At 65.2% G+C, this 18,788-nt stretch carries 20 protein-coding genes; 9 read left to right on the plus strand and 11 right to left on the minus strand.

Features of this window, described 5'->3' with window-relative positions; genetic code table 11:
- The first annotated feature begins 25 nt into the window (after positions 1–25).
- Entirely contained in the window at positions 26–1,378 is a 1,353-nt protein-coding gene (locus tag CH251_RS05115) for a hypothetical protein (protein ID WP_094612115.1), read from the plus strand.
- Positions 1,375–2,466 (plus strand): hypothetical protein, encoded by a 1,092-nt coding sequence (locus CH251_RS05120; RefSeq protein ID WP_256978843.1) that lies wholly within the window; start codon positions 1,375–1,377, stop codon positions 2,464–2,466. The genes CH251_RS05115 and CH251_RS05120 overlap by 4 nt, the downstream gene beginning before the upstream one ends.
- 33 nt (positions 2,467–2,499) lie before the next feature.
- On the opposite strand, the gene CH251_RS05125 is transcribed toward CH251_RS05120, so the two are convergent.
- Together CH251_RS05125 and CH251_RS05130 are read right to left on the minus strand one after the other, a co-directional pair.
- Entirely contained in the window at positions 2,500–2,811 is a 312-nt protein-coding gene (locus CH251_RS05125; protein ID WP_052049465.1) for a hypothetical protein, read from the minus strand.
- 69 nt (positions 2,812–2,880) lie between these two features.
- Positions 2,881–3,414, minus strand: coding sequence for a CGNR zinc finger domain-containing protein (locus tag CH251_RS05130; protein ID WP_094612118.1), 534 nt, complete (start codon positions 3,412–3,414; stop codon positions 2,881–2,883).
- Positions 3,415–3,453: 39 nt separating this feature from the next.
- On the opposite strand from CH251_RS05130, the gene CH251_RS05135 reads away from it, so the two are divergent.
- Positions 3,454–4,455 carry a DMT family transporter gene (locus tag CH251_RS05135; protein WP_094612119.1) on the plus strand — a complete coding sequence of 334 codons (1,002 nt, stop codon included), beginning with the start codon at positions 3,454–3,456 and terminating at the stop codon, positions 4,453–4,455.
- Positions 4,456–4,462: 7 nt separating this feature from the next.
- On the opposite strand, the gene CH251_RS05140 is transcribed toward CH251_RS05135, so the two are convergent.
- Positions 4,463–5,107 carry a TetR/AcrR family transcriptional regulator gene (locus tag CH251_RS05140; RefSeq protein ID WP_094612120.1) on the minus strand — a complete coding sequence of 215 codons (645 nt, stop codon included), beginning with the start codon at positions 5,105–5,107 and terminating at the stop codon, positions 4,463–4,465.
- A gap of 73 nt (positions 5,108–5,180) precedes the next feature.
- On the opposite strand from CH251_RS05140, the gene CH251_RS05145 reads away from it, so the two are divergent.
- The 3 genes from CH251_RS05145 to CH251_RS05155 are packed head-to-tail and all read left to right on the plus strand — an operon-like array spanning position 5,181 to position 8,265.
- Positions 5,181–6,047: an SDR family oxidoreductase gene (locus CH251_RS05145; RefSeq protein WP_094612121.1), complete on the plus strand. Its 867-nt coding sequence runs from the start codon at positions 5,181–5,183 to the stop codon at positions 6,045–6,047.
- A gap of 27 nt (positions 6,048–6,074) precedes the next feature.
- A complete protein-coding gene (locus CH251_RS05150; RefSeq protein ID WP_094612122.1) occupies positions 6,075–7,568 on the plus strand; it encodes an NAD(P)/FAD-dependent oxidoreductase in 1,494 nt (497 codons plus the stop codon).
- A gap of 37 nt (positions 7,569–7,605) precedes the next feature.
- On the plus strand, positions 7,606–8,265 hold the full coding sequence (locus CH251_RS05155; RefSeq protein WP_094612123.1) for an NADPH-dependent F420 reductase: 660 nt from the start codon (positions 7,606–7,608) through the stop codon (positions 8,263–8,265).
- Positions 8,266–8,296: 31 nt separating this feature from the next.
- On the opposite strand, the gene CH251_RS05160 is transcribed toward CH251_RS05155, so the two are convergent.
- The 5 genes from CH251_RS05160 to CH251_RS05180 form a co-directional block, all read right to left on the minus strand.
- Positions 8,297–8,578: a protealysin inhibitor emfourin gene (locus CH251_RS05160; protein WP_094612124.1), complete on the minus strand. Its 282-nt coding sequence runs from the start codon at positions 8,576–8,578 to the stop codon at positions 8,297–8,299.
- A gap of 10 nt (positions 8,579–8,588) precedes the next feature.
- On the minus strand, positions 8,589–9,641 hold the full coding sequence (locus tag CH251_RS05165; protein ID WP_094612125.1) for a M4 family metallopeptidase: 1,053 nt from the start codon (positions 9,639–9,641) through the stop codon (positions 8,589–8,591).
- Positions 9,642–9,718: 77 nt separating this feature from the next.
- On the minus strand, positions 9,719–10,468 hold the full coding sequence (gene surE / locus CH251_RS05170) for a 5'/3'-nucleotidase SurE (protein ID WP_094612126.1): 750 nt from the start codon (positions 10,466–10,468) through the stop codon (positions 9,719–9,721).
- Complete coding sequence (locus CH251_RS05175) at positions 10,465–11,418, minus strand: 1-phosphofructokinase family hexose kinase (RefSeq protein ID WP_094612127.1); 954 nt, start codon at positions 11,416–11,418, stop codon at positions 10,465–10,467. Before CH251_RS05175 ends, surE begins: the two co-directional genes overlap by 4 nt.
- A gap of 44 nt (positions 11,419–11,462) precedes the next feature.
- Entirely contained in the window at positions 11,463–13,136 is a 1,674-nt protein-coding gene (locus tag CH251_RS05180) for a phospholipase D-like domain-containing protein (protein WP_094612128.1), read from the minus strand.
- A gap of 54 nt (positions 13,137–13,190) precedes the next feature.
- On the opposite strand from CH251_RS05180, the gene CH251_RS05185 reads away from it, so the two are divergent.
- Positions 13,191–14,039 carry an aldo/keto reductase gene (locus CH251_RS05185; protein ID WP_094612182.1) on the plus strand — a complete coding sequence of 283 codons (849 nt, stop codon included), beginning with the start codon at positions 13,191–13,193 and terminating at the stop codon, positions 14,037–14,039.
- 67 nt (positions 14,040–14,106) lie between these two features.
- Here the strand turns inward: CH251_RS05185 and CH251_RS05190 are convergent, their stop codons facing one another.
- Both CH251_RS05190 and CH251_RS05195 read right to left on the minus strand, forming a co-directional pair.
- Positions 14,107–14,748, minus strand: coding sequence for a 3-oxoacid CoA-transferase subunit B (locus CH251_RS05190; RefSeq protein ID WP_094612129.1), 642 nt, complete (start codon positions 14,746–14,748; stop codon positions 14,107–14,109).
- Positions 14,745–15,506, minus strand: coding sequence for a CoA transferase subunit A (locus tag CH251_RS05195; RefSeq protein ID WP_094612130.1), 762 nt, complete (start codon positions 15,504–15,506; stop codon positions 14,745–14,747). The genes CH251_RS05190 and CH251_RS05195 overlap by 4 nt, the downstream gene beginning before the upstream one ends.
- Positions 15,507–15,649: 143 nt before the next feature.
- Here CH251_RS05195 and CH251_RS05200 point away from each other — a divergent pair, with 143 nt between their 5' ends.
- Positions 15,650–16,432, plus strand: coding sequence for an IclR family transcriptional regulator (locus CH251_RS05200; protein ID WP_179273614.1), 783 nt, complete (start codon positions 15,650–15,652; stop codon positions 16,430–16,432).
- Here CH251_RS05200 and CH251_RS05205 read toward each other — a convergent pair.
- On the minus strand, positions 16,429–16,701 hold the full coding sequence (locus tag CH251_RS05205) for a hypothetical protein (protein ID WP_179273615.1): 273 nt from the start codon (positions 16,699–16,701) through the stop codon (positions 16,429–16,431). The genes CH251_RS05200 and CH251_RS05205 overlap by 4 nt on opposite strands.
- 142 nt (positions 16,702–16,843) lie before the next feature.
- Here CH251_RS05205 and CH251_RS05210 point away from each other — a divergent pair.
- Positions 16,844–18,788, plus strand: a 1,945-nt coding sequence (locus CH251_RS05210; protein ID WP_094612131.1) for a DUF222 domain-containing protein, incomplete at its 3' end; no start/stop codon positions are given.

The following is an 18,788-nucleotide window of genomic DNA, read 5'->3' on the forward strand; positions in this document are numbered from 1 at the left end:
TCCGATGGGTCTGTATTGTTTCCTCGTGCCCGAAGGTAGAAGACACAACGCCATCATCGACGCATCCGTCATCGTCACGATCGTGGCCCTCGGGGTCGTTGCGGCCGGCCTGCTGCGATCCCCGGAGTCCGCCGTTGTCGAGGGCGGTTCCTTGGTCGACTCCGAGCCGGTTCTGTTCGAGCCGGTCGAATATCCGGTGGACATCCCGGGCTGCCCGGAGGTCGAGCCGCCCCCGTCCGATGAGGGTGATCTGGTCATGTCGTCGTCGATCGTGGAAAGCACCCCGTCGTACGACGATCCCGCCTATCCATGGCTCACTTCGGGCAAGGCGGGTGCAATGTCCGACGCCGTTCTCGCCGCTCTACCGGCCGATGTCACCATCGTGTTGGCTGCTCCTTCCCAATCCGTGACCTTTCAGCCGGTCGATGACCTCGGCGATGCAGCACCGGACGGCTTCGAGCCCAGCACCAGCGCGCGGGGAGAGCTGGCTCGGGCCGACTCGTCCGCCTACGCGAGTATCGACGTCCGACCGTCCGACACCGGTGTCCCCGCCTGTGTTGCAGGCGCTCTCGATGCGCGAATCACCGAGCCCGACGGCACCGTCATCGACACCAACGACAGTTGGTACGAGTACGGCGGCAATCGAACGCACTTCCGCACCACCACCGCCTACCACCCCGACGGGACTCAGGTGACCGCCAATCTCACCGGCACATCGGCCGAATTCCCGCTCGAGACATCCGAACTGGCCACCGTCGCGGCGCTGCCGGATCTGCGACTCACGGTTCCGGCTCCGGCCGGAGCCTCCGCTCCTCGACAGGACTGCTACGTCTCTCCGAGCGAGATCATGTCGGGCGAAAACGGCACCGTGGCCGACATTCGGGCCGAGTCCGTCGAGGCGGCGAACGCAGCGTTGACGAACACGTGGGAGTCGCTGCCGGGTACGCCACCCCTGAGCCGACCGATCGGGTCCCTCGTTCCCGGTTCGTACGGTTCGGGAGTGTGCACCGATCTCGAGGTCGTCGGCACCGATATTGCACTGTCGATTTCCGTGTCCGGGGGAGCGGCACTTCCGGTGGCTTTGGACCCTTACGATCCCGAGTCCGCGTACGGACCTGTCATCGAGTTCCGCACTCTGCCCGACGGTTCGGTGGTCGAGAGCTACGACGTCGATATCGCGAACAGCCCCGTGTCCGAGGACGGAACCACGCAGCTCACCCGGTCGGTCACCGTGACCCGGCCGTCGGGAGTTCGGGTCTCGGTGCGATCGACGGTGGACCTCGACCGCACCCAGTACGCACCACTGGTCTTGCCGGACCCGTTGCCCTTCGACGTCCTCGACGCCGTGGCACAGGCCCCGATCGAGCAGTGGCCGTGACCATTTCGAGCCCGAACATCAGAGCCGTTGTCGCGGTGGCGGTTGCGGTCGTGTCCGTCGTCTCTGCAGCTCTCGTGATGACGATGCAGGACGTTCCAGCCGAACAGGCGTCGGACAGTCAGGCGATGACACCGACGTTCTCCGAGGAGACGACCAGCACGCAGGCACCGTCCGGACCCATCCTGGAGCCGAGCTGGCAGATCGACGCCGAGACCGTCTACGGACGTGACTTCGCCGCATTTCGTTCTCCCGCAGCAGATCTCATGTACGACTCTGGTGTCACCGGGGTGATCGACGCCGGTGATGTGCTCGTCACTGCCGTCGGCCTACCGAACCCGCGTTCGTACTCGGTGGATGCAATCGAGTTCGCCGCAATCGATGCCGACACCGGCGACGTCCGCTGGAAGGAGTCACCCGGCCCCGTCGACGAATGCGCGAGCGAGCCCGTGGGCAACGACATCGTCTGTCTGGACTCGTACTCCGACGTGCCATCGATCGTGAGGGTCGGCGTGGACGACGGGCAGGCGCGCAGAACACCGATCCCCGAAGCCTGGTTTCCGTACGCCATCGAGAGTGACGGGACATCCGTCTTTCTGCTGGAGGGCAACCCCGAGGACGGCGAATCGGTTTTGCACGGGGGTTCCATCGATGCCCTCGACCGGATGTGGTCGCGCCCGATCACATCTTTCGCGGGATGGGACGGTGTCGAGGGCCCGCTCATTCACGTGTCCGACGGTCGTGGCCTCGTCACCCTCGGCGGCGAGGGAACGTTCTTCGATCCACGAACCGGTACGGCGGTCGAGGGTCTCGAATTGACCTCCGACGCAACCGTGGTCGACAAGGACGGTACCGAAGTGTGGCAACTGCGAGATCCGTACGCGTCCGAGACTGCCGTCGGCAACACCGTCTACGCGGTCGAGGAGAACGCACTCGTGGCCACCGCGAACTCGCGTGACGTGCGATGGCGGTGGCCACTTCCCGAAAGGTCCGACGGCTTCACGGAATCGGGTTCGATAATCGAGACCCGGTCGGGTGTGTTCTTCCTCGGAACCGGTTCGATGGTGCGTCTCGAATCGGTTCCATCATGACTGACTGATCGACCGAAACGGCGTCACGTAGAACTACTCGCGGTGTGGGGTCCGCTCACCGGTGTTGGGGTCGACGTCGAAGAGTTGGTCGGTGTTGTCGGGGGCGTAGACGACGGTGTTCGTTTCGAGGGCGCGTCGTTTGGCACCGTCTCGAACAGCGAAGAATCCGCCTGCGAACAACACGATCACGGCGATTCCGGCGACGATTGCCCATCCCTCGAATCCGCCTGCCAATGCGGCAATCAGACCGCCTGCGGCGGCGATCCCGGCGAAGATCAGTACGACGGCCAGCATGTTCTCGACTGCTCTGGCCCAGCTTGTCTTGGTAGGCCTGTTCTCGACCATAGGGGCAATTCCTTTCCATCAGCTCGGACGGCGGATACCCGAAAGCCCGTCGTCTAAGCCCCCGTGGTGCTACTGGGCCTTGCGTGCTCGATACGCGGCGACGGCCGCTCGGTTGCCGCAGGTGGTACTGCAGAACCGGCGCGACCGGTTGCGCGAGAGGTCGAGCACCAGCCCGTTGCAGTCCGGATCGGCGCAGACGTCGAAGCGCGAGAGCTCGTCCGCCCGGATGACGTCGATCATGGCCATCGCGGTCTCGACGACGACGCGGGTCGCGAGCGGACTGTCGTCGGCGACGGCATGGATGTGCCAGTCGAGATCTCCGTGACGAACCAGTCGGGGCAGGGCGGAGGATTCGGCGAGCAGACGGTTCACCTCGACCACCGCGTCGTCGCGGCTGCTGGTCAGCAGCGCGCGCAGGGTCGGTCGCAGTGCCCTCACCGCCTCGAGCTCGGCGTCGTCGCCGTCGAAGCGGCCGGAATAGCCCTGTTCGGTGAAGAACGTGGCCAGCTCCTCGCGAGTGGTCAACGTGTCCGGATCCTCGGCGGAATTGACCAATGCCACGGCCGCCAGCAGCGACAGTTCCGCGTCATGAGCAAAAAGCATGTTGACAGCTTACCAAGTCACTCCCTACTGTCACATGTCATGACGGCTTACACTCATGACGCGCAGGTGAATCTCGCGGCTACCCACGACGCTGCCGCGCGGTCGCGTCGACTCTCGGGGCTCGGTTTCGCGTTGCTCTCTGCGGCGTCCTTCGGGCTTTCCGGTTCGCTCGCCACGGGATTGCTCGACGCCGGCTGGACGGCCGGGGCTGCGGTGACCGCGCGGATCCTCCTGGCGGCCGCCGTCCTGCTGATTCCGTCGATCCTCGCGTTGCGCGGGCGATGGAGCCTGCTGGCGAAGAACTGGAAGTTGCTCCTCGCGTACGGAGCATTCGCGGTGGCAGGGTGCCAGCTCGCCTTCTTCAACGCCGTCGGACGGATGGAGGTGGGGGTGGCGCTGCTGATCGAGTTCACCTCGCCCGTGGCCGTCATCGGCTGGATGTGGTTCCGGCACCAGCAGCGTCCTGGCCGCCTGACCGTGGTGGGTGCGCTGCTGGCAGCGATGGGCCTGGTGCTGGTGCTCGACCTGATCTCCGGTGCCGACGTCGACACCGTCGGCGTGCTGTGGGCACTCGGCTCGATGGCCGGTGCAGCCGTCTACTGGGTGCTGTCGGCGGACGAGAGCAACGGACTGCCGCCGATCGTGCTCGCCGGGGCCGGTCTGCTCACCGGTGGGCTCATCCTGTTGGTCGCCGGACTCATCGGCATCGTCCCGTTCGCTGCCCCGCTCACCGACGTCACCTTCGTCGATGCGGTTGTGCCGTGGTGGGTTCCGATCATCGGCCTCGGCGTCGTGACGGCCGCGCTGGCCTACGTCCTCGGGATCGCCGCGGGCCGACGCCTCGGGTCTCGGTTGGCGTCGTTCATGGGATTGATGGAAGTCGTTGCCGCACTTGTGTTCGCGTGGCTGCTGCTCGGTCAGGCTCCGGCGCCGATCCAACTGGCCGGTGGAGCACTGGTTCTGCTCGGCGTGGTCGTCGTCAAATCAGGAGAACGCGCCACTGCGGACGAGCCGGTGGAGCCGCTGCAGAGCAGGGCTTGAAAGTTCACTAGCCGTCGACGCGTCCGAACACCACCGCGGCCAGGATGGTGTGGGCGCTGGCGATCACCGAATCCAGTGGTTCGCGCTCGGGGGAGAGCAGCCACTGTTGGGCGATGGTGAGGACCGCGCCCACCAGTCCCATGGCCAGTGTTCGACGGTTGGGCCCGGCGAGCCCGCGGCTGGAACCGACCCCCTCGGCCACCTGTAGCACGGTCTCGGAGAACGAGGTCGTGGTCTTGCGGTAGAGCGCGTCGACGGTGGACGAGACCCCGAGGATCTCGACGAAGGCGATGCGCGCAGATTTCGGATTCTCGGCGACGAAGTTGAAGAAGCCGGTCAGAGCAGCTCGGAGCACCTGTTCGGTGGATTCGGCCTCGGCGGCGGCACCGGCCAGGATGTTCTCGCGCATGGCGTCGGTGGCGCGGGCATAGGTCGCCATCAGCAGGTCCTCGCTGTTGGTGAACGACTCGTAGAAGTAGCGCTTGGTCAGGCCCGCCTCGCTGCACACCTTCTCCACGGTGGCGGTCCGGTAGCCGGTGGTGCCGAAGACTTCGACGGCGGCGTCGAGCAGGCGGATTCGACGCTCCTGCTGTCGCTGCTGAGGGTCGGCACCTCGATAGGTGCGGCCGACTTCACTGTGATGCGTGGTCACACACAGATCTTGACACCGCTCGGTATCAGATGCAAAGTGTTCGCAGACAAGCATTCCGATCGAGGGGGAGCACATGGCGGCGTCGACGCTACGGAACAAGGTCGTTCTCATCACCGGAGCGGCCCGGGGAATCGGTGCCGCTACGGCGCGGGCGCTGGCCGGACGCGGTGCCCAGTTGGTCCTGGTCGACGTCGACGAAGCGCCTCTGCGTGAACTCGCGACCCAGCTGAAAGCGGCCGCATTCGTCGCGGACGTTCGGAATCTGGACGACATGCAGCGCGCCGTCGACGGCGGAATCGAAGCGTACGGCGGCATCGATCTGGTGCTCGCCAACGCCGGAATCGCCAGCTACGGATCGATCATGCAGGTCGATCCGAATACGTTCCAACGCGTCATGGACATCAACGTGATGGGCGTGTTCAACACCGTCCGCGCCGCGCTGCCGTCGCTCATCGAACGCAACGGCTACATCCTCGTCGTCTCCTCGCTCGCGGCGTTCACCCCGTGCCCCGGCCTGGCGGCGTACAACGCCAGTAAGGCTGCAGCAGAACACTTTGCGAATGCCCTCCGGCTCGAGGTCAACTACCGAGGCGTCGATGTCGGCTCGGCCCACATGGCATGGATCGACACCCCGATGGTGCAGGACGCCAAGTCCGACCTCACCGCATTCCAGGATCTGCTCGCGGTGCTCCCGGGCCCGCTGGGCAAGACGATGACCGTCGAGCAGTGCGTCGACGCCTTCGTCGACGGCCTGGCCAAGCGCAAGCGTCGCGTCTACGTGCCGCGCTGGGTGGGGGCAGCGTCGTGGTTCAAAGCAGTCATCACCTCGCGGGTCGGCGATCGGAGCATGCTCGAGCACGTGCCGACGATCCTGCCGAAGATGGACGAAGAAGTGGCCCGCCTCGGCAGGTCCGAGAGCGCTCGCAACAAGACCAGCTGACCGAAAGACATCGAAGGAATCGCTGACATGACTGCAGTACTGTCCTCTCCCGAGGTCGACGTCCTCATCATCGGTGCCGGCCTGTCCGGGATCGGGGCCGCGCGCCACCTCGGGCACGATCTGCCCGGCAAGACCTACGCAATTCTCGAGAGCCGCGGCGCGATCGGTGGAACGTGGGATCTGTTCCGTTACCCCGGGATTCGCTCCGACTCCGACATGTACACCCTCGGATACAGCTTCAAGCCGTGGATGGGTGAGAAATCCATCGCCGACGGCACCGACATTCGCAACTACATCGTCGAGACCGCGCGAGAAGCAGGCGTCGAGAAGCACATCCGGTTCCACCACAAGGTCGTCGCGCTCGAATGGTCGTCCGAGCAGCAGTTCTGGACGGCGACCGCGTATCGAAGCGATACGAACGAGACGGTCACGGTCACCGCGTCCTTCGTGTTCTCCTGCAGCGGTTACTACAACTACGACAAGGGCTTCACCCCCGAGTTCGCCGGACAGGAGAACTTCGGCGGCCAGGTGATCCACCCGCAGCACTGGCCCGAGGATCTGGACTACTCGGGCAAGAAGATCGTCGTGATCGGCAGCGGCGCAACGGCAATCACGTTGGCCCCCAATCTGGCTCGTGACGCCGAGCACGTCACGCTACTGCAGCGCTCGCCCAGCTACGTCCTCTCGCTTCCGTCGCAGGACCCGATTGCGCAGACCCTGCGCAAGCGCCTGCCGAAGAAGTTTGCGTACAGCGTCACTCGGCTCAAGAACGTATCCATGGCGATGCTGATCTACACCCTGAGCCAGAAGTACCCGGAGTTCATGAAGAAGCGGATCCGGACGATGCAGGAGGGGTGGCTGCCGAAGGGATACGACCTCGACACCCACTTCACGCCGTCCTACAACCCGTGGGACCAGCGGCTGTGCCTGGTGCCCGACAACGATCTGTTTCGTTCGATTCGCAAGGACGAGGTCTCGATCGTCACCGATCACATCGACACGTTCACCGAGACCGGACTGAAGCTGAAGTCCGGTCAGCACCTCGATGCCGATATCGTCGTCACCGCAACCGGATTGAATCTGTCTGCATTGGGCGGCGCGACGTTCCGAGTCGACGGCAAGGACGTCGACCTGCCCAGCACCATGGCCTACAAGGGCATGATGCTCACCGGTATCCCCAACTTCGCGTTCGTCGTCGGCTACACCAACGCCTCGTGGACGCTCAAAGCCGACATGGTCTCGAACTACGTGATGCGACTGCTCGCGCACATGGACGAGAAGGGATACAGCACCGTCGAACTCGAGCGCGACCCGTCCATCGACGAAGAGCCGTTCCTCGACTTCGCAGCCGGCTACGTGCTGCGGGCAGTGGACAACTTCCCGAGGCAGGGCAGCGAGACCCCGTGGAAGCTGCGGATGAACTACTTCCGCGACCTTCCGGTGCTGCGCTACGGCAAGGTCGTGGATAAAGCCATGAAGTTCGGCCGTCCGCGCGCGAAGGTCGCCGCCGTCGGCTCCTGACGGGAATTGTTTCGGGTCGGGTGTGTTGGTTCTCGATATGAAAATTGGAATCATCGGTAGTGGATTCATCGGCGGCACCCTCGTTCGTCGGTGGGCAGCGCTCGGTCACGAGGTTCGATTCTCGAATTCACGCGACCCGGAGACCTTGGCGGATCTGGCTGCGGAAACCGGCGCGACGGCGGTGTGGGCCGCCGACGCCGCGCAGGACGCCGACCTGGTGCTGCTGAGCATCCCGCAGAAGAACGTTCCCGACCTTGCCCCAGGAATTGCCAGCGCCCGCAAGCCGGGAGCCCCGATCATCGAGACCAACAACTACTACCCGCAGCAGCGCGACGGGTTGATCGAGGACATCGAGGGTGGGACGCCCGAAAGCGTGTGGGTCTCTCAGCAGCTCGGCGAGCCGGTGATCAAGGCGTTCAACGGAATCTACTGGAAGCACCTGTTGGAAAAGGGTGTGCCGGCCGGCACCAGAGGTCGGATCGCACTTCCGATCGCAGGGGACGACGACGATTCCAAGAAGATCGTCTTCTCGGTGATCGACGAACTCGGATTCGACCCCGTCGACGGCGGAACCCTCGCCCAGTCGTGGCGTCAGCAGCCGGGCACGCCGTCGTACGGCAAGGATTTCGGAGCCGACGCCCTGGTCGAGGCGCTGGGTCAGGCAACCGTCGAACGCAGCGCGGAGTGGAAAGCCTGAGCTGCGTTCTCGTAGCTACCTGACGCGGCAGCTACTTGACGCGACCCTCGCGGAGTGTGCGCTCCGCGAGGTCGCGTAGCGGCCCGGTCAGGCTCGAATCGCCCACCCGGCACGAGTGCTCGCCCACCGACACACTCCAGACGAAGGTGTCGCGGGCGTTGGACTCGACCGGATCGGCGGACTGCTGATCGGCAATGTACGGCTGCGCGGCCTCGACCAACGACTGCCATTCCGGCTCGTCGGTCTCGACGACGCCGCGCTTGGACATACCGGCGACACCACCGGTTCGCAGTACTTCGATGCGCAGGCTCATCTGCCCTCGATCACACCCGATCGTCGCTCGGCTTCGGTACGGACTCGAGCCCTGTTGTCTTCACCCCCACGGTAGACCAACCCGTGGCCACTGCCTCGACAACATCGGAACCGGCCCCGAATCGCTTGGTTGCTGCGGCGAGGGTCGCGGCGGAGAACCCGGCGAAATCGACTGTCGGCGACAGTCCACCGACCGTCATCGTGTCGAACCAGACCTGCCCGACGCGGTCCCAGGCCGGACCGCCCAGAGTGGTAGCGGCGACGGCGAACGCACGGTTCGGGATGCCCGAATTGATGTGCACGCCGCCGTCGTCCTCGGTGGTGACGACAAAATCGTCCATACTCGCCGGCTGCGGATCCTTGCCGAGCACGTCGTCGTCGTACGCGGTGCCGGGCTCGAGCAGCGAGCGCAGAGCCTTTCCTTGAACGGCGGGCAGGAACAGGCCCTCACCGATCAGCCACGACGCATCCTCGGCGTTCTGCTTCGCGGTGTACTGCTCGACGAGTGCGCCGAACACATCGGAGATCGACTCGTTCAGCGCGCCGGCCTGGTCCTTGTACTCGAGCGGGGTGGTGTACTGCGTGAACCCGTGCGCGAGTTCGTGTGCGATGACGCCGAGCGAGACGGTGAATCGAGCGAACACCTCACCGTCACCGTCGCCGAACACCATGCGCGAGCCGTCCCAGAACGCATTGTCGTAGTCCTGGCCGTAGTGCACGGTCGCGTCGAGGGGCAGGCCGCTGCCGTCGAGACTCGAGTATCCGTAGACCTCCTCGAAGAACGCGTACGTGGCACCGAGGCCGTCGTACGCCTCGTCGGTCGCAGCGTCGCCGGTGGGATCCTCGCCCTCGGCCCGCACCTGCTGGCCGGGTAGATCGCGAGTGGACTTCGCGTCGGAGATCGTGCGCTCGAGCGTGCCGCCGGTGCGCGGAGCGATGGCGGTGCGAGCCTGCACCACCTCGCGGCCCGCGCGCATCTCACGATCGGCGAGCAGAGTGGCGCGAGCACCAGGACCCTGCAACCGCTCGAGCAGAAACGGTGGAACTACGGAATGGAACGTCATGCGGACCCCCTACGAGTTGGCGTGACCCCAGTGTGCACGAGACCACCGACAGATTCCGATGAGCTGGGACGACGTAGTCAGCCGCGCATCGTCGAGAGGTCGATTCCCGCCACTTCGCTGGGCGGGCGGATCGCCGTCAACGTCGCCCAGTTGCGGGCCAACAGCGACGCGTCGGAATCGTCGTCCTCGGCTCGGATCTCATCGAAGCGGACGGTGACGAAATCTTCTCCGCGATCGCCTATTTCGGCCTGTACCGCGCCGTAGCGGGCCAGTGATGCCGGCACGATTCCCGCCAACTCCGCGAGCGGAACGTCCGGGATGTTGACGTTGACGACGGCGTCGGACGGGCCGTGGTCCATCATCCACGTCACCGCGATACGGGCCACGTGCTCGGCCGTCGCCCAATGGGCAGGCTCCGTGGCGATCGACGACAGCGCCATCGCCGGAACCCGATGCGTCAACGCCGTCAACGCGGCACCGACTGTGCCCGAATGCAGTACGGCGGCACCGGTGTTCGGTCCGTGATTGATACCGGAGAGCACCAGGTCCGGAGGGTCGCTGAAAGCCCCGCGGGTGGCGACGAACGCGATGAGAGCGGGTGACGCCTGCACCGCGTAGGCCGGTACATCGGGGAGACCGGCAATCTCCACCGTTGCGATGCCGAGATGATCGTCGACGCCCATGCCGGTCAAGGACGCGCTGGCCCCGCTGCGCTCCTCGTGTGGCGCGGCTACGACGACGTCGAGACCGGCCTCCACCGCCACGCGCGCGAGCAGGGCGATGCCCTCGCTGTGCACGCCGTCGTCGTTGGTGATGAGGGCTCTCATTTCTTGCCTGCCTTCTTGTACGGACGAACCTCCACCGACTCGGTGAGGCCGAGAACCAGGTCGCGTCGCCCGCTACCCAGGCCGCGCCGCGTGACGTTGGCCGTGCCCGCTCCGCCGCCGAGTCGCAACGCCTCCGGGACCGATAGTCCCTGAGCCAGCCCTGCGGCAATGCCTGCACTCATCGAATCGCCTGCTCCGTGGTGATCGACCATGCGCAGTCCCGGCGTGACTATTTCGAGCACGTCGCCGTCCACCAGCGCCAGGGCCGGATCTCCGGCCCGTGAGATCACGACGATCTCCGCGCCGTCGTCGTGCATCTGCCGCATCGAGTCGATGAGGTGCGCCGGGTCCTCGGACTCGGCCCGGCCGTCGGCGATGAGGTCCTCGTGGCTGACCTTGAGCACCGTCAGACCGCCGGCGAGCGCAGCGATCATGGTCGGCCCGGACAGGTCGGCGACCACCGTCTTGCCCAGGGCGGTGAGGTCCGCGCACAGCCTCTCGTACACCTCGGGTGGAACGATGTCGTCTTCGTGCGGTCCGCCGAGGATGGCGACGTCGCTGCGGGCACCGGCGGCGAGTGCCGCGCTGAACAGGTCGTCGAGGGCGTGCCGGGCCAGCGGCGGCGGGTCGACCGTGGCCAGGATCTCGCGCTCACCGCTGCGGCGATCGTGTACGTATGAACCGCTCTCCTGGCCGATGTCGACGGAAACGACGGAAATGCCCTCACGCTCGACGATGTCGCGCAGAATGCCCCCGATCTCGCCGCCGAACACTCCCGTCAGCGTGACGTCGAGGCCGAGCACCGTGGCCATCCGCGCGATCCAGTGGCCCTGGCCGCCGGCGTGCACGTGCAGTTCGGTGTTGCCGTTGGGAGATTTGTCGAGGGTCACCGTCAACAGCGGAGACGGCGCGAAGACGAGGGCAGTGAGGTCTGGAGGGGAGGAAGGCATCGAGTGTGAATGCCCGATATGTCAGGTCCGAAACGACAAGCACATCAGAAGCGACGACGCAGACGCATTCCGATCGGGCGACCGTCGGGGTCGACGAACAAGCGGTAGGCGAATGCGGCGAGTCGCTGCTGCCACACGGGCGGCACCGAGATTTCGTGTCGGCGCAGCCGGCCGGTGGGGCGCGGACCCGAGGACGGGTTGCGGTGCCACTCGTCGAGCGCGGTTGCACTCGCCGAGATGGCATCGAAGAACTGCTGCGGATCCACCAGATCGGCGTCGTCACCGTCGGCCCGGCCGAGGTGCTCGCGAATCAGTTCCAGACGAAGGTTGCGGGCATGAGTGCGGGCACCGTCGCCCAGACCTGCGGGGTCGACAGGCTCGCGGATGTCGCGTTCTTCGTCGACGATGGCCGCCGTCAGCTCCGAATCATGGGTCCACGAACGACGATTGAAGTTGTCCGAGCCCACCGCGGTCCACACATCGTCCATGATGCAGACCTTCGAGTGCACGTACACCGGTATGCCGCGGTCGTTCTCGATGTCGAGGACCAGCACACGATCACCACCGGCAGCGCGGATCACCTCCAGTGCGGCCGAGTGTCCCAGCAGCGCAGAGGGAATGGTGAGTGCACTGTCGTCGTCGAGGTGCTTGGGGACCACCACCACCAACCGCAGGTTCGGCTTACGGCGCAGTGCCGCGGCGAACACTCGCGCGACGTCGACCGACCACAGGTACTGGTCTTCGATGTAGATCAACTCGGTTGCTCGGTGCAGAGCCTTGGCATATGCACGTGCTGCACTGCGCTCGCCCTTGGTGGCAAACGGGTAGGCGGGTCGTCGACGCGGGTAGGTGCGTAGCAGCTGCACCGAGCACGTGCCCTGCGGATCCGGGGCCGCCGCCGCAGCCGGAAGCTCCGACGGTTCTCGTGTCACGCCGCGCAGCATGTCGGGTACGGCGTGCCAGGGGAGCCGGGACAGGGCTGCGGGATCCTCCCAGCGCTCCCGAAAGACATCCTCGACGTCCCGCACTGCGGGTCCTTCGAGCTGGACCTGCACGTCGTGCCAGGCCGGGATCTCGCCGTACTCGGGAGGGAAGGGACGTGAGACCGGATCGCCGAAATGATCGGCGTCGTCGCGTCGGGCACGGGCCAGATCGATACCGCCGACGAACGCGACGTCGGGCAGATCCTTCCTGCCGTATCGCACGACGACGAACTTCTGGTGGTGGCTTCCGGTTACCAGCACGCGCTGGTCGAGGATGACTTCGCCGCCCGCCTCCTCCAGTCGCAGCGCGAGCTTGCGATTCTTCGGGCCGGTGAAACCGAGGGTCTCCATGTGGGAGCGCCACACCATGCCCTTCACGACGCCACCGCGGTGCGCCACACCGGTGAGCGCATCCTCGACGGTCACACCGTCGTCGGTGAGCAGTTGCTCCGGGTCTCCGCGCCAGTCGGTGAACAGCACCAGGTCGTCGCGCTCGGTCTTCTCCAGTGCCTTCGCCAGCGCCGCGAAGTACGTCTTGCCGTGCACGAGATTCTCGACGCGGTTGCCCTCGGTCCAAGCTGCGATTCGGGTGTCGTCGTTGCCGCGCTCGGTCGCGGTGAGGAACCACGGGTGCGCAGGATCGAAGTGCCGGGTCGGGGCGGTCAGAGCTGCGGTGGACCGACCGAGATTCTCGGCAACCCCATCGACGACGCGCCGGATGCGCTGCACTATCACGTTGGCATCATTTCATCCGGTTTGAAGCAGACGGAGGGCGGGCACCCGAGCGATATGACTCAGGTACCAAACGTCACGCTCAGAAACGGCAAGCAGATCCCGCAGCTCGGCTTCGGCGTGTTCCAGATCGATCCCGACAAGACGGCCCAGGCCGTCGAAACGGCCCTCGAGATCGGCTACCGCCACATCGACACCGCCGAGATGTACGGCAACGAGAAGCAGGTCGGCGAAGGTATCCGCAACTCCGGCATCGACCGCGAATCGGTCTTCGTCACCAGCAAGCTCAACAACGGCTTCCACAAGCCGGACGATGCGCGGACGGCGTTCGACAAGACACTCAGCGACCTCGGAACCGACTACGTGGACCTCTTCCTGATCCACTGGCCGCTCCCGACCCGCTACGACGGCGACTTCGTTTCCACCTGGAAGACGTTGGAGGAGTTCGTCGCCGACGGTCGCGCCCACAATATCGGCGTATCCAACTTCCAGCCGGCCCACCTCGACCGGTTGGCGGAAGAGACCGAGACGGTCCCCGCGGTGAACCAGATCGAGGTGCACCCGTACTTCGTCAACAACGACGTGTGGGCGTACGGCCGTGAGCACGCCATCCCCACCGAGGCGTGGTCACCGATCGCCCAGGGCAACGTTCTCGACGACCCCGAACTGAAGCGAATCGCCGACGCGACAGGCAAATCCGTCGCACAGGTGGTGCTGCGCTGGCACATTCAGCGCGGCAACATCATCTTCCCGAAGTCGGTGACGCCGGAGCGCGTCAAGGCCAACTTCGAGATCTTCGACTTCGAGCTGAGCTCTGCCGACGTCGACACCATCACGGCCCTGGACAAGGGTGAGCAGGGCCGTAACGGCCCGAACCCGGACACCTTCGACATGATTCCGGACTAGTACGTCCAACTGTGGGCTCGAACGTGCTCGTCACGTTCGAGCCCACAGTTGTGTCTTGGGATCTGTGTTACGTGATCGTGAGCGCGGATCCCGTTGCGGCGGTGACCTCTTCGGAGGTCACTCCTGGTGCGAGCTCGGCGATTGCGAGTGTTCCGTCACCGACGACGTCGATGACGGCAAGGTTGGTGATGATGCGATTCACGACGCCCTGGCCGGTCAACGGCAAAGTACAGGCGTCCAGGATCTTCGGGTTCCCGTCGCGGTCGGTGTGTTCCATGACGACGATGACGCGCCGGGCACCGTGCACGAGGTCCATCGCGCCGCCCATGCCCTTGACCATCTTGCCGGGCACCATCCAGTTGGCGAGATCGCCGGTGCGCGAGACCTGCATGCCGCCCAACACTGCTGTGTCGATGTGACCACCGCGGATCATGCCGAAGCTCAACGACGAATCGAAGTACGCCGCACCGGGATTGACGGTGACCGTCTCCTTGCCCGCGTTGATGAGATTGGCGTCGACCTCGTCCTCGGTGGGGTACGGCCCGGTACCGAGGATGCCGTTCTCCGAGTGCAAAGTGACCTTGACCGCGTCGGTGAGGTACCCCGGGATCAACGTCGGCAGTCCGATGCCGAGATTGACGTACTCGCCGTCGACCATTTCCGCTGCCGCGCGTTCGGCCATCTGGTCGCGTGTCCATCCTGCACTCATGCCCGAACTCCTGAACTGACGGTGCGCTTTTCGATGCGCTTGTCCTGTGGTCCGGTGTGCACGACACGTTGGACGAACACCCCGGGAAGATGTACGTGGGCCGGATCGATCTCGCCCGGCTCGACGAGATTCTCGACCTGCGCGATGGTGATCCTGCCCGCCATCGCGGCGAGTGGATTGAAGTTCATGGCAGTCTTGTCGAACACGAGATTGCCTGCTGTGTCACCGATCTCGGCGTGCACCAGTGCGAAGTCGGCGTTGATCGACTCCTCGAGAACGTAGCGCTTGTCACCGAACACCCGAGTCTCCTTGGGCGGCGACGCGATCGAGACGGAACCGTCGGGGTCGTAGCGCCACGGCATTCCGCCGTCGGCGATGGGACTCCCGACTCCTGCCGGAGTGAAGAATGCGGGAATTCCGGTGCCGCCGGCTCGAAGTCGCTCGGCGAGTGTGCCCTGCGGAGTGAGTTCGACCTCGAGCTCGCCGGCGAGGTACTGGCGGGCGAACTCCTTGTTCTCTCCGACGTACGACGCGGTGACGCGGCGAATTCGTCCGGCAGCCAGCAGGATTCCGAGCCCGTAGCCGTCGACGCCGCAATTGTTGGAGAACACTTCGAGCTCGGTGGCGTCGGTGTCCGCGATGGCCTCGATGAGTGCATCGGGGATGCCGCACAAACCGAAGCCGCCGACCGCGAGGGTCGCTCCTCGGCCGATGTCCGCAACCGCCTCGGCGGCGGACGCGTAGGTCTTTCCAGTCACTTGCAGCTCCTGATGTGTTCGTTGAGCAAACGTTGTATTCAGTGAACCTGAGCTGTGCATTTCGTTGCAGCGAATGCTGGTTTTTGCTCGTTCGGTGAACGGAAGCGGGCTTGGCGTCCACTGAGTGGACGTACTATGACCAGGTGACCTCAGCGGATGCCAACACAAGTGTGATCGGCAAGATCTGTTCGTTGCTGCGCGCGGCGGGAAGCGAGGAGCCTTCGGGTGCCTCGACCACCGCGCTCGCTCGGGCAACCGGTCTCGCGCGACCGACTGCGCATCGCCTCCTGGCGTCTCTGGCCGACCAAGGGTTCGTCGACCGCGACGCCGCCACCGGCCACTGGTCACTGGGCCCGGAGATCTATCTGCTCGGATCGATGGCGGCATTACGGTACGACATCACCGACCAGGCTCGGAAGATAGTGCAGGCGTTGGCTTCCGAGAGCGGAGAGAGTGCGTTCCTGTCGGTCCGACGCGGGGCGGAGACCGTGTGCCTGCTTCGAGTGGAGGGGAGCTTTCCGTTGCGTTCGCACGTGTTGTACGAGGGCATTCGGCTACCGCTGGGGGTGGCGTCCGCGGGTCTGGCCATTCTGTCGCACCTTCCCGATCGGGAGGTGGACGAATACCTGGGCGGAGTCGACCTGGTTCCCGAATGGGGAGAGACGCACTCGGACAATGCGATTCGGCACCGCGTCGGGCTCACCAGGACAACAGGCTTCGCCGTGAACCCTGGACTGCTGGTGGAGGGCAGCTGGGGCCTCGGTGCTGCGGTGTTCGACCGTGCCGGAGGTCCTGCGTGGGCGCTGAGCCTGACGGGTGTCGAGACGCGATTCCGTGATGATCGACGCCGGGAGTTGGGCAAGCTGCTGCTCGACGCCGCGCACCGACTCACCGTGCAATTGGGGGAGCGTCCCGGCCCCAGCTAAGTGTCCATCTCTTCGAGAATGTCCGCGGCGTCCTGACTGCCTGCGATGGCCAGCCTCTGCAACTCGTCGCGGTCGCCACGTTCACCGGCGAGCTCGACGAGGATGTCGACGGCATCGCTGCTGCCCGCATCGGCGAGAGAGCGGAGTTCGTCGAGGTCGTTTCGAGAACCTACGAGTTCGACCAACTGGTCGAGGGCGTCCTGATCACCCTCGTGAGCCCGAGCACGTAACTCGGCCATCTCTGACGCCACGGAATCAGGCTCGCTCATGGAGTGGAGTGTAGAACTGTTCGGCGGATAGTGGCAGGTCAGCTGCTCAGTATCCTGCTTTTCCGTTCTTGTCGGTGGTCCGGGTTACTGTTATTTCAGTTCGAACAGGCGTTCTTGTTTCGGGTCACCGGGGGGTGAAAAGATGGGTGCACTGCCAGCTGTGTCATTGGAGGCGTTGACCGCGGCCGCACGTGAGGAGAATCGACAGGCGGCCCGCAAGATCACCGCCTGCTACGACGTCCATCGGAGCTGGATCACCCTCGACACCAAACACAAGCACTACAGCCGATACGGGCGCACCGAAATGGCAGTCGCGTTGGGATGCTCTGCGACGGTCGCCGAATCGTGGGTTTCCGTCGGTGTCGCCTTGCACACCCGGCTCCCGCTACTCAAGGCCGCGTTCGAGTCCGGTGAGGTCGACCTTGCGCGGGTACGGACGGTATGCCGGATCCTCGACAACTCGAGCGACGACATCGTGAAAAAGGTCGAGGACGAGATCGTCGAAGCGGCCCGACGGTCGTCACCGGGTCCGCTGGAGAAGGAGATCTGGGACATCCTGGTGCGCGTCGCGCCCGAGGAAGCAGCAGCACTGCGGGAGTTCGCGAAGAAGTTCCGCACCGTCAACTACACCCCCGCCGGGGAACTGGCCCGCATTCGGGCCGAGCTCACCGCACCGGAAGCTGCCGCTGCGTGGCAACTCCTCGAGGAGATGGCCGACACCCTGTGCCCGAAAGATCCGCGCGGGAAGAAAGAACGCCTGTGTGATGCGTTCATGGCCCGCATGCACGGCGAACCCCGCCTGGAATGCCTGTGCCAACGGGAGGATTGCCCCAAGGCGGATGCGGTGTTGCCGGATCGGCGGGTGCCGTTGACGATGATCACCGTCGACATCGCCACCCTCATCGGGTTATTGGCGAATCCGGCGTATCTGGCCGGTCATGGTTCCATCGACCCCGACCTCGCCCGGGAACTTGCACGCAACAGTCAGTGGCAGATCCTGCTGACCGAAGCGATCGCCCTCGCCGAGAAACTCGGACTGGCCGTGCAGAACCCGGAAACCGGGGAATGGGAACGCACACCGAAAAAGCAGACGCAGGAGTCGGACTCGGGGTCGGATCCGGACGAAGATGCTGATGCGCCGACAACGAACGCGGACACGGCAACAGTGAACGCGCACACGGACTCGGACGAGGACACGGACTCAGGAACGAACACTGCGTCGGGAACAAGCGCTACCGAGACTCACAGCCGCACCGACAGCAACCCGAAGACCGAGACCGAGACCGAGTCGGAACCCGAGACCGGGACTTGCACGACCACAGGTGCTTCCGTCGATGTCGACACCGATGCGACCACTGCCCCGGAGGCGGATCCGTCGGACGGATCCGCTATGGGCGGTGAGCCCGACATCGAATCAACCACCTCAGCTGCATCGGTGTCGACAGCTCAAGCTGCATCCGACCCGGGAACCGATTCCGGCAGTGGCTCCGACGCAGCACCGGACCCAGCACAAGCGGCTGGGCCAATGCTTCTGCCGGAGTCCAGCACTGCACCCGACCGAACCGAAACAGGCTCTGCTCCAGAGCGACCCGAGCGAACCGGGACGGTCCCGCCGACATCAGCACCGCCACCGACAACGGGCCCCACGCCAGGAACAGTTCTCGCGCCGGAACCGGGCACAACGACAGCACCGGCACCGCCGGAGAGTCACGTGGGGGACACCCCTGTCCGGTCAGTGGCCGATCCAGCTCGGTCCGAGACCGGGGGATGCGCCGACAGGCCACGGCGGGCGCAATCGCTGACCTCCGCCGCAGCCCTGTTCTGTACCCACACCCCCGTCGGCAAAGGCGCACGGCACAGCTCTGCCCTCGAACTGCCCTGCGCGATCCGGCCCAACAACCGCACGATCCACACACCGGCAAACCGCACACCCGCCGGTATCTACCTCGGCGCCGCATCCCTCGCCGCCGCACTCGAAGCCGCCATCGCCGCCGACCTCTGGATGCACTCCTGGGACCTGGCGAGAGCCCTCGACCGAGAGCCCGATCTGGGTCAGGAACGTTGCGCTGCAGCTCTGGAGGCCATGC

This window comes from Rhodococcus sp. 06-462-5 (genome assembly GCF_002258315.1).
Lineage (GTDB): Bacteria > Actinomycetota > Actinomycetes > Mycobacteriales > Mycobacteriaceae > Rhodococcoides.